At 65.9% G+C, this 10,691-nt stretch carries 11 protein-coding genes; 7 read left to right on the top strand and 4 right to left on the bottom strand.

Translation table 11 applies throughout. The features are described 5' to 3' along the window. Positions 1–109: 109 nt before the first annotated feature. Positions 110–1,030: a histone deacetylase family protein gene (locus tag BM019_RS23490; RefSeq protein WP_092420667.1), complete on the bottom strand. Its 921-nt coding sequence runs from the start codon at positions 1,028–1,030 to the stop codon at positions 110–112. 74 nt (positions 1,031–1,104) lie between these two features. Between BM019_RS23490 and BM019_RS23495 the strand changes: the two genes are divergently transcribed. From BM019_RS23495 to BM019_RS23505, 3 genes are all read left to right on the top strand, one after another. Next, positions 1,105–1,674 carry a GNAT family N-acetyltransferase gene (locus tag BM019_RS23495; RefSeq protein ID WP_009045759.1) on the top strand — a complete coding sequence of 190 codons (570 nt, stop codon included), beginning with the start codon at positions 1,105–1,107 and terminating at the stop codon, positions 1,672–1,674. A 101-nt stretch (positions 1,675–1,775) separates the two neighbouring features. Then, positions 1,776–2,645 (top strand): acyl-CoA thioesterase II, encoded by an 870-nt coding sequence (gene tesB, locus BM019_RS23500; RefSeq protein WP_092420670.1) that lies wholly within the window; start codon positions 1,776–1,778, stop codon positions 2,643–2,645. Next, positions 2,642–3,235 carry an HAD family hydrolase gene (locus BM019_RS23505; RefSeq protein WP_092420674.1) on the top strand — a complete coding sequence of 198 codons (594 nt, stop codon included), beginning with the start codon at positions 2,642–2,644 and terminating at the stop codon, positions 3,233–3,235. The genes tesB and BM019_RS23505 overlap by 4 nt, the downstream gene beginning before the upstream one ends. Before the next feature lie 63 nt (positions 3,236–3,298). Here the strand turns inward: BM019_RS23505 and BM019_RS23510 are convergent, their stop codons facing one another. Both BM019_RS23510 and BM019_RS23515 read right to left on the bottom strand, forming a co-directional pair. Next, the gene (locus BM019_RS23510; RefSeq protein WP_092420677.1) at positions 3,299–4,276 is read right to left on the bottom strand and encodes a hypothetical protein; all 978 of its coding nucleotides are present in this window, start codon (positions 4,274–4,276) and stop codon (positions 3,299–3,301) included. Beyond that, positions 4,276–5,172, bottom strand: coding sequence for a KPN_02809 family neutral zinc metallopeptidase (locus BM019_RS23515; protein WP_092420680.1), 897 nt, complete (start codon positions 5,170–5,172; stop codon positions 4,276–4,278). The genes BM019_RS23510 and BM019_RS23515 overlap by 1 nt, the downstream gene beginning before the upstream one ends. 139 nt (positions 5,173–5,311) lie before the next feature. Between BM019_RS23515 and pcaQ the strand changes: the two genes are divergently transcribed. The 3 genes from pcaQ (at position 5,312) to pcaG (ending at position 7,680) form a co-directional block, all read left to right on the top strand. Beyond that, a complete protein-coding gene (gene pcaQ / locus BM019_RS23520; RefSeq protein ID WP_062824513.1) occupies positions 5,312–6,241 on the top strand; it encodes a pca operon transcription factor PcaQ in 930 nt (309 codons plus the stop codon). 103 nt (positions 6,242–6,344) lie between these two features. Continuing rightward, positions 6,345–7,064 (top strand): protocatechuate 3,4-dioxygenase subunit beta, encoded by a 720-nt coding sequence (pcaH, locus tag BM019_RS23525; protein WP_053262773.1) that lies wholly within the window; start codon positions 6,345–6,347, stop codon positions 7,062–7,064. Positions 7,065–7,074: 10 nt separating this feature from the next. Then, positions 7,075–7,680, top strand: coding sequence for a protocatechuate 3,4-dioxygenase subunit alpha (gene pcaG, locus BM019_RS23530; RefSeq protein WP_009045754.1), 606 nt, complete (start codon positions 7,075–7,077; stop codon positions 7,678–7,680). Positions 7,681–7,912: 232 nt separating this feature from the next. Here pcaG and BM019_RS23535 read toward each other — a convergent pair whose 3' ends face one another. Next, positions 7,913–9,640: an FAD-dependent oxidoreductase gene (locus tag BM019_RS23535; protein WP_092420683.1), complete on the bottom strand. Its 1,728-nt coding sequence runs from the start codon at positions 9,638–9,640 to the stop codon at positions 7,913–7,915. A gap of 210 nt (positions 9,641–9,850) precedes the next feature. On the opposite strand from BM019_RS23535, the gene BM019_RS23540 reads away from it, so the two are divergent. Beyond that, entirely contained in the window at positions 9,851–10,627 is a 777-nt protein-coding gene (locus tag BM019_RS23540; protein ID WP_092420686.1) for an IclR family transcriptional regulator, read from the top strand. Positions 10,628–10,691 lie beyond the last annotated feature (64 nt).

A 10,691-nucleotide genomic window follows, 5' to 3' on the forward strand; every position in this document is an offset into this window, starting at 1 on the left:
CTGGCGTGCAGCGGCTTACGCGCAGGTTATCCACAAGCGGCTCCACAGCGGTTGGGGGTAAGACGCCCATCTTTTGATGACAACCTGATGACGCGGCGGCGCTCATTTTTCAATGGCAACCCAATGACGTCCACACCCGTTGCGCGCTGTGGTGGAGGATGCCGTGGCGCCGGGCCAGGGCCTGGCGGTCCTTGCTGTAGCCACCGCCGATCACCCCCAGCACCGGGATGTCGCGGCCCAGGCAATGGCGCATCACCTGTTCGTCGCGGGCGGCGACGCCCTGGTCGGTCAGCTTCAGGTAACCCAGGGCATCGTCCTGGTGCACATCCACCCCGGCGTCGTACAGCACCAGGTCCGGCTGGTACAGCGGCAGCAGGTAATTGAGGGCATCGTCGACCACCTTCAGGTAGTCGGCGTCGCCCATGCCCATCGGCAGGGGGATGTCCCAGTCGCTGCTGGCCTTGCGCGCCGGGAAGTTTTTTTCGCAGTGCAGCGAGACAGTCACGGCGTCCGGGGTATGTTCGAGAATCCGCGCGGTGCCGTCTCCCTGGTGCACGTCGCAGTCGAAGATCAGCACCCGGCTGACCCGCCCGGCTTCCAGCAGGTAATGGCTGATTACCGCCAGGTCGTTGAAGATGCAGAAGCCCGCCGGGTGGTCGTAGTGGGCGTGATGGGTGCCGCCGGCCAGGTGACAGGCCAGGCCATGCTCCAGGGCCTGTTCGGCGGCCAGCAACGAGCCGCCGACAGCGCGCACGGTGCGCCGGGCCAGGGCTTCGTTCCAGGGCAGGCCGAGGCGCCGCTGGTCTTCCCGCGACAACTCGCCGGCCATATAGCGTTCGATATACCCAGGGTCGTGGGCCAGGGCGAGAATTTCCCTGGGGCACAGCTCCGGGCGCAGCAGGTCGGCATCGCGGGTCAGGCCGCTGTCCACCAGGTGGTCGCGCAGCAGGCGAAACTTGTCCATGGGGAAGCGGTGCTCCGCCGGGAACTCAGGGCTGTAGTCGTCGTGGTAGATCAGCGGCAGTGGCATGGCAATTTCATGTAGGAATCCGAAAAGGATCCTACCAGCGATGTAGACTGGCACGCATGGAAATGGAGGGGACGATGGAGCCGATACTGCAACTCGAAAGTGCTCGACTGCTGTTGCGCCAGTGGCGCGACGAGGATTTGCCGGCGTTCGCGGCGATGTGTGCCGATCCGCAGGTGATGCGTTATTTTCCGGCCCCTTTGAGCCGCCTGGAAAGCGCTGCGCTGATCGGTCGGATCCGTGGGCATTTCGCCGAGCACGGTTTTGGCACGTGGGCGCTGGAGCGCAAGGATACCGGGGCCTTTATCGGTTTTACCGGGCTGGGCGTGGTGGGCTTCGAGGCGCCGTTCACCCCGGCGGTGGAAATCGGCTGGCGCCTGGCGCGCGAGCACTGGGGCCTGGGCTATGCCAGCGAAGCGGCCTGGACCGCGTTGCGCTGTGGTTTCGATCGCCTGGCCCTGAAGGAGATCGTCGCCTTCACCACCACCAGCAACCTGCCGTCGCAGAAAGTCATGCAGGCCATCGGCATGCAACACGCTGCGGACGACGATTTCGATCACCCAAAGCTCGGCAGCGAGCATCCGCTGCGTCATCATGTGCTGTATCGCATCAACCGCGAACAATGGTTGGAAACCTTGCATGGATAGCAGGTCGGGGGCATCTGGAGTGTGCCCATGTGTGTGAACCCGATTGAATCGACCGCGGCAGCGAAGACTGCGCGGCATTGCTCTGTGTGAGGAGAGTCTGAATGAGCCACGTGTTGGATGATCTGGTCGACCTGTTGACCCTGGAACCGATCGAGGAAAACCTGTTTCGCGGTCGCAGCCAGGACCTGGGTTTCCGCCAGCTGTTCGGCGGCCAGGTGTTGGGTCAGTCCCTGTCCGCGGCCAGCCAGACTGTCGAAGAGGCCCGCCATGTGCATTCGCTGCACGGTTATTTCCTGCGCCCGGGCGACGCGGCGCTGCCGGTGGTGTATCAGGTCGACCGGGTGCGCGATGGCGGCAGCTTCAGCACCCGCCGGGTGACGGCGATCCAGAAGGGCAACCCGATCTTCACCTGCAGCGCCTCGTTCCAGTACGACGAGGATGGCTTCGAGCACCAGGACACGATGCCCCAGGTGGTCGGCCCGGAAAACCTGCCGTCGGAGCTGGAGATCACCCAGCAGCGCGCGCACCTGATCCCTGAGCACATGCGCGAAAAACTGCTGTGCCCCAAGCCCATCGAAGTGCGCCCGGTCACCGAGAAAGACCCTTACAACCCGCAGCCGGCGGACCCGATCAAATACGTCTGGTTCCGCGCCGACGGCAGTCTGCCGGACATTCCCGCGCTGCATAAATACCTGCTGGCCTACGCCTCGGACTTCGGCCTGCTGACCACCTCGATGCTGCCCCACGGCAAGTCGGTGTGGCAGAAGGACATGCAGGTCGCCAGCCTCGACCACGCGCTGTGGTTCCATGCCGACCTGCGCGCCGACGACTGGCTGCTGTATGCCATGGACAGCCCGTGGGCCGGCAATTCCCGCGGTTTCTCCCGTGGCAGCGTGTTCAACCGCGCCGGCCAGCTGGTGGCGTCGGTGACCCAGGAAGGCCTGATCCGCCACCGCAAGGACTGGGCATGAGCCTGGCCGAGGTGCGGCATTGGGTGTTCGACATGGACGGCACCCTGACGGTGGCCGTGCATGATTTCGCGGCTATCCGCGAAGCGCTGGGGATCCCGCCGGAGCATGACATTCTGACCCACCTCGCGGCCTTGCCCGCCGCTGAAGCCGCAGCGAAACACGCCTGGCTGCTGGAGCACGAGCGCGACCTGGCCTTGGGTTCGCGCCCGGCGCCGGGGGCGGTGGAGCTGGTGCGGGAGCTGGCGGCGCGGGGCTATCGCCTGGGCATCCTGACCCGCAATGCACGGGAGCTGGCCCATATCACCCTGGAGGCCATCGGCCTGGCCGACTGCTTTGCCGTCGAAGACGTGCTGGGGCGCGACGAAGCGCCGCCCAAGCCTCACCCGGGCGGCTTGCTGAAGCTGGCCGCGGCCTGGGAGGTGGCGCCCGCCGAGATGGTGATGGTCGGCGACTACCGCTTCGACCTCGACTGCGGTCGCGCGGCGGGCACCCATACGGTGCTGGTCAACCTGCCGGATAACCCGTGGCCGCAGCTGGCCGACTGGCATGCCGAGGATTGCGTGGTCCTGAAGCAGATGCTTTTGGCCTGAGATCCATCGCGAGCTTGCTCGCGATAGCGTTCTTGCTGATCTCACTCTGTTTATTGGCCGAGCTTATTGGCCGAACAATGCCTTCTGCCCCTCGGGCGAAGTGAACATCTTGTCGCCGTCATGCCCGACGCCGGGCACTTCGATCAATTGCTGTTGCAATCCCTGGGGATGGCGCTGTTTCAGGTAGTTGAAATAGTTGTGCCCGCGAATCAAGCGGTAGGCGCCCTGGGCCTCGGCGGCGCAGCTGGTGTCCAGCGCCGGGTGGTGCGGGTCGGTGTCCTGTTTGCCCAGCAGGTAGGTGATATCGCGCTTGACGTAGCTCTGTTCCAGTTGCTGCGCGGTCTGGCCGGCGGCGTAGGCCGGCAGCTTGAGCAGGCCGTACTTCCAGTGGTTGAAGCCGGGGCACGCGCCGGCATCGACCTTCACCGGGCGCTGCTCGTCGAAGTAGGCATAGGACGACGGGTTGGCGATGACGTAGCGCAGCTTGATGCCGTCATCCTCCAGGGCCGGATGGTGCTGGCCGAGCAGGGCGAAACGCTGCACCACCTGGGCGCCACCGGAGTGGCCGGCGATGACGATCTCGGTCAGGGACGGGAACTGCTGGCGATCGCTCAGCCGCGTGATGATCGCATCCAGCACCGCATAGGAACTGACCGCCCTGGGCCCGCTGGACGGCTCGCCGGCCATCCAGTCATTGCCCTGCCAGCGCAGCAGCGAGTCGGGTAGTTGGTGACGCTCGATATCGCTCTGGTTGAGAAACTGCGGGACGACCACCAGGGTGGACGCGCTTTGCCCGGCCTGGCTGGCGGCCTGTTCGGCGCTTTGCAGGTAGGTCTGGGCATTACGCAGGCGCCCGTGGACGATGATCAGCGCCCGCTGGACCTCGGGCAGCGGCCGCTGCCAGTCCTGGCTCAGGCCGATGGCCAGTTCGCCGCCTTCGAGGTTCAGCCGTGCGGGGCTGACCGTCTTGACGCCATTTTCCGCTGCCTGCGCGCCGGCGCAGATCATCCATAACGTGAGCAGCACCAGTACCCGGCGCATTACAGACTCTTCGCCGCGAAGGTGTCGCACTGGCCGACTTGGCCTTGAGCGAAACCTGTCTTGAACCAGCGCACCCGTTGCGCCGAGCTGCCATGGGTGAAGGAGTCCGGTACCACGCGGCCCTGGCCTTGCTGTTGCAGGCGGTCGTCACCGATGGCGTTGGCGGCGTTCAGGGCTTCTTCGATATCCCCCGGCTCCAGCCAGTTCAGGCGTTTCTGAGCATGGTTGGCCCAGACGCCCGCCAGGCAGTCGGCCTGCAGTTCCTGGCGCACCAGCAGGCCGCCGTCGCCTTCCATCTGCCGGCCTTGTTGGCGGGCCGCCTGGATCTTCGCCGAGACGCCGAGCAGGGTCTGTACGTGGTGGCCGATTTCGTGGGCGATCACGTAGGCCTGGGCGAAGTCGCCGGCGGCCGAGAAGCGCTGGTCCATCTCGCGGAAGAAGTCCATGTCCAGGTACACCTGCTGGTCGGCCGGGCAATAGAACGGGCCGGTGGCGGAGGTCGCCGAGCCGCAGGCGGAGTTCACCCGGCCACGGAACAGGATGAGCTTGGGTTGCTGATAGGCGCGTCCGGCCTGTTGGAAGATCTGGCCCCAGGTGTCTTCGGTGTCGCCGAGGATGGAGCGCACGAATTCCGCCTGCTCGTCGTTGGCCGGCGGCGCCTGGCGGGTCTGCTGGGTGGTGGCGGGCGCCGAGGACTGATCCATCTGCCCGGCGAGCTGCCCGAGGATTTGCAACGGGTCCTGGCCGGTGACCCAGCCGATGCCGACGATCAGGATGATGGCGGTCAGGCTCAGCCCCTTGCCGCCGCCAAAGCGCAGACCGCCGCCTCCACCGCCGCCGCTGTCATCGCGAGCATCCACCACGTTGTCGCTGCGCCGTCCTTTTTTCCAAAGCATGGGTGAATCCTCGTTCTAATTTGCTGATCAGTGTTGCTGGTGAGTAGGGCAGACGCCAGTCCGGTCGTCAGCCTTTTGCATGCACGCTACCATTGCCCGCAGCCGCATCGATCCTGTCGCGACACATCCGGGGCCTCCTTTGAACATCGATACCCGCATCAAATTCCGTCATCTCGTATGTTTTCTTGAAATGTCTCGCCAGGGCAGCCTGGCGCGGGCGGCGGATGTGCTCGCGGTAAGCCAGCCGGCGATGTCGAAAACCCTCAAGGAACTGGAAGAACTGCTCGACACCCGGCTGTTCGCCCGGAGCAAGGCCGGGCTCAGCCTGACCGAGGCCGGCATGGCCTTTCTGCGTTACGCCGGGCCCTCGGTGCAGGCCCTGCGCGAGGGGGTGAACACCTTGCGTGGTGGCGAATATGCCGCCGGCGTGGTGCGCCTGGGTGTGCTTTCGACCGCCGAAAGCCTGCTGCTGCCGGAGGTGGTGCGGCGCCTGCACGAACGGCATTCGGCGCTGGTGGTGAGCGTGGTCACCGGCCCCAGCGCCTACCTGCTGTCGCAGTTGCGGGTCGGCGATGTCGACCTGGTGGTCGGGCGCATGACGGACAGCCCGCAGATCCAGGGCCTGAGCTTCGAGCATCTGTACAGCGAGTCGATGACCCTGGTGGCGCGCCCCGATCATCCGTTGCTGCACGGGCCGCTGGATCGGCATGCGCTGGAGCGCTACCCGCTGGTACTGCCGCTGGCCGGTACCACCATCCGCAAATTCGCCGACAGCCTGTTCGTGCAGTGCGGCATCAGCCAGTCGCGCCAGCGCCTGGAAACCCTCTCGGTGGCCTTGAGCCGGCGTTATGCGCTGTCCAGCGATGCACTGTGGATCGCCCCGCTGGATGCGGTGCGCCTGGACCTGGCCAATGGCGAGCTGCGCGAGATCGACCTGGGGCAGCGCGAGCCGGGCGGCTCGGTGGGCATCTCCAGCAACGCCAGCCTGCCGCTGTCGCTGGCGGCGCAATGGTGCGTCGAGGTGCTGCGGGAAGTCGGGCAGGCCTATCGCGAGGGGCGTTACCCATAACCTTTTGGTTATGTTCTTGAGGGGGCTTTTCAATAGTCGTCGGGCTGCCGTTGTTTGAAACTGCGCGGGCTGCGCTCCATAAATCAAACAACAGGAGACCGACATGTCTGATGCAGACAGCAGTCGCTTCGTTATCCGTGACCGTAATTGGCATCCCAAGGCCCTGACCCCCGACTACAAGACCTCCGTGGCTCGTTCGCCACGCCAGGCGCTGGTGAGCATCCCGCAATCGCTGAGCGAAACCAGCGGCCCCGATTTCTCCCATCTGAAGACCGGGCGTTTCGACAACGACCTGCTGCTCAACTTCAATAACGGCGGCTTGCCGGTGGGCGAGCGGATCATCGTCGCCGGCCGGGTCTGCGATCAGTACGGCCAGCCGATTCCCCACACCCTGGTGGAGATGTGGCAAGCCAACGCCGGTGGCCGTTACCGGCACAAGAACGACCGCTACCTGGCGCCGCTGGACCCGAACTTCGGCGGCGTCGGTCGGGCCCTGACCGACCGTGACGGCTACTACAGCTTCCGCACCATCAAGCCCGGCCCTTACCCGTGGCGCAACGGCCCGAACGACTGGCGCCCGGCGCATATTCACTTCTCCATCAGCGGGCCGTCGATCGCCACGCGGTTGATCACCCAGCTGTATTTCGAGGGCGACCCGCTGATCCCGCTGTGCCCGATCGTCAAGTCGATCGCCAATCCGCAGGCGGTGCAGAGCCTGATCGCGCGGCTGGACATGAGCAGTGCCAACCCGATGGACTGCCTGGCCTATCGCTTCGACATCGTGTTGCGCGGCCAGCGCAAGACCCACTTCGAGAATTGCTGAGGAGCCCGCCATGCCTATCCAATTACTGCCTGAAACCCCTTCGCAAACGGCCGGCCCTTATGTGCACATCGGCCTGGCGCTGGCCGCCGCGGGCAACCCGACCCGCAGCGACGAGATCTGGAACCGGATGGCCGGGCCCGACGCCCAGGGGGAAAAGATCCTGCTGATCGGCCACGTGTATGACGGCAACGGCCATCTGGTGCGCGACTCATTCCTTGAGTTCTGGCAAGCCAACCACGAGGGCGTCTACGACCCTGTGTTCGATTCGGAGAAAGCCTTCAACAGCTTCGGGCGCACGGCCACCACCTTCGATGCCGGCGAGTGGACGCTGCACACGGTCAAGCCGGGCGTGGTGAACAACGCCGCCGGGGTGCCGATGGCGCCGCACATCAACGTGGCGCTGTTCGCCCGGGGGATCAACATCCACCTGCACACGCGCCTGTATTTCGCCGACGAGCCGGAAGCCAACGCCGCCTGCCCGGTGCTGAACCTGATCGAGCAGCCGCAGCGGCGCGACACCCTGCTGGCGCATCCCTGTGACGTGGATGGGCAGCGGGCGTACCGCTTCGATATCCGCATCCAGGGGGAAGGGGAGACGGTGTTCTTCGATTTCTGATTGGCCATTGGTGCCGGAAGTGGCCCGGTCTGATTTGGGGTTGCTGCGGTAGGGCACGCTGAACGCGGTCGCCCGTTTTGCGGCCGCTGCGCGCCCGATCGCAGCCTCGCGGGCTCGGCAGCGGCTACAGGGATTCCGTGCTTTCTGTAGCCGCTGGCGCAGCCTGCGATAAGGTCCGCAGGGCCTTCAAGCGATCTCAAGAACCACACCCTTTTCGAAGTTGAATGCCGCCTTATTCGTAAGCGCTGGCGCCCGCGATGTGCCGACCGGCGATGTAGCCGAAGGTCAGCGCCGGGCCGAGATTGATGCCGCCGGCGGGGTAGTGGCCGCCCATGATACTGGCCATGTCGCTGCCGGCGGCGTACAGGCCGGCGATGGCCTGGCCCTGGCCGTCGAGCACCTGGGCGTGGGGGTTGACCTTGAGCCCGGCGAACGTTCCGAAGCAGCCCGGCTGGACTTTCACCGCGTAGAACGGCCCCTGTTCGATGGGCGCCACGCACGGGTTGGGTTGCTGGCGCGGGTCGCCCTGCTTGCGGTTGTAGGGCGTCGAGCCCCGGCCGAACAGCGGGTCCTGGCCTTGTCGGGCATGCCGGTTGTATTCCGCCAGGGTGGCGCGCAAGCCGTTCACCTCGATGCCGCAAGCCTGGGCCAGTTCCTCGATGCTCGCGCCACGCTTCAGGTAACCACTGCGGATAAAGGGCGCCAGCGGCACCGGGAAGGGCCGGGAGATGCCCAGGCCATAGCGGCGCTGGAAGCCGTGGCTGCAGATCAGCCACGACGCCACTTCTTCGCCCTCGGGCGCCGCCGCGACCATCGCTCGCACATAGTCGTAGTAACCGTCGGCTTCGTTGACGAAGCGTTGGCCGTTGCGCAAGACGCCGATGATCCCCGGCTTGCCGCGCTCGATGATGTGCGGGAAATGCCCGCGGCTGCCGTCCTGGTAGGGCACCGCGGAGACCGGGGCCCAGGCCACGGGGGATTCCATGTCGGTATCGACCCGGGCACCGACGCTTTCCCCCAGGCGCAAGCCGTCGCCCGAGACTGCCAACGGCGGTAGGGCCAGGTGTTCGTGGCCGGTGGGCGTGCGTGGGAACAGCGCCTTGCGCCGCTCGATGTCGTTGGCGAAACCACCGGCCGCCAGCACCACCGCTTTGCGGGCGTGGATACGAATGGGCCCCCGGGTGGCGCTGCTGACAATCGCCCCGGTCACCGCGTCGCCGTCACGCAGCAATTCGGTGACCGGCGCCGATTCCCAGAGCAACACGCCAAGGTCCTGCGCCGACTTGGCCAGGCGCGCCACCAGCGCCACACCGTTGACCAGTTGCAGGGCGCGGCGATGGGTGACGAGGTCGCGCAGGTGGCGAGCGACGCGTTTGCTCACATGCCAGGCCGCCGGCAGCGAACGGCTCAGGTTGAGGAAGGCCGCAAGGTCGGCGCCGGCCATGATCGGCATGCCGATGAACGAGGTTTCGCGCATGGTCTTGCGCAGGCGCTTGAGCAGCGTGCCGACCTCGCGCCCATCGTAGGGCGCGGCGATCACCGAGCGTCCGCCGGTGCCGGCGCCCGGCGTATTGCCGTGGATATCGGCGATGGCGTTGCCGTCGGCGAATTGCAGCGCGGTATGACGCTCGAAGAACGACACCATGCGCGGCCCGGCCTCGAGGAAGGCGTCGATCAGTGCTGGCCGGTAGCGTTCGCCCAGTTCGTGCTTCAGGTAAGTCCGCGGCAGTTCCACGTCTTCGACTATGCCGGCCCGTCGCGCCAGCGGGTTGCACGGCACCCAGGCCCAGCCGCCGGACCAGGCGGTGGCGCCGCCGAACACCGGGTCTTTCTCCACCACTATGACCTTCAGGCCATGCCAGGCCGCGGTCACGGCCGCCGAAAGGCCGGCGGCGCCGGAGCCGACGACCAGCACGTCGCAATCGATATCGGGGTGGTGCAGGGAGGCGGTGGCAGGCATGGAAGAAGCAACTCCGCTAAACGAACGATTATTATTTTTGGAACTTGATTCCAAAAAATATACGGAGTCGAATAGTCGACAGCAAGGCGAGGGCAGGATCATCTGCGCCGTGCCGAGGTTTTTATGGGCGGTTATCGAACGAGGCCGCGGTGTGTTTCCCCATTGCGCCGGTTGTCACTAGAATCGGCCAAATTTCGTCTGGACCCGACCATGGCCGGCAGTCAAATCGAGCGCGTCTTCAGCGTTCTGGAAAGTCTTACCAGCGACCCCCGCGGCCTGCCGATGCAGACCCTGGCCGAGCAGCTGAGCATCCCCAAAAGCGCCACCCACCGGCTGTTGGCGGAGCTGATCCGCCTGGGCTACGTGCGCCAGAACCCGGACAGCCTGCGCTATCACCTGTCGACCAAGCTGGTGGCCATGGGCTTTCGCTACCTGTCCAGCAGCGGCGCGGATATCGTCCAGCCGGTGCTCGACCGGCTGGCCCAGGAAACCGGCGAGCTGGTGCGCCTCGGGGTGATCGAGGATGAGCGCCAGACCTGGATCGCCAAGTCCCAGGGCGCCCGTTCCGGATTGCGCTACGACCCCGACATGGGGCGCGAGGCGCCGTTGTTCTACACCGCTTCCGGGCATGCCTGGCTGGCCTGCCTGAGCGATGCCGAGGCGTTGTCGCTGGTGGAGCGCCAGGCCGCCGAGATCCCCGCAGATCTTGGACCGAACGCGCCGCGCTCGAATATCGAACTGCTCGAACGCCTGCGCCTGGCTCGGGAACAGGGCTACGCCTGGGTCGAGGAAAGCTCGGCGGTGGGCACCTCGGCGGTGGCCGCGGTGGTGCGTCATCCGGTCGACGGCCGGGTGGTCGGAGTGCTGAGCATCGCCGGCCCCAGTGCGCGTATGCCGCTGGCGCGCCTGCATGAACTGGCGCCGCTGCTGTTGAAGTTCACCGACGAACTCTCGGCCGCCAGCCAGGCCTCCGAACTCTTCAGCTGACTCTGTAACCGCTGGCGCAGCCTGCGATCGGCTCCGCAGGAGCCGCAAAACCGCTCACTACGGG

Source organism: Pseudomonas sp. NFPP07 (genome assembly GCF_900115645.1).
Classification (GTDB): Bacteria; Pseudomonadota; Gammaproteobacteria; order Pseudomonadales; family Pseudomonadaceae; genus Aquipseudomonas; species Aquipseudomonas chlororaphis.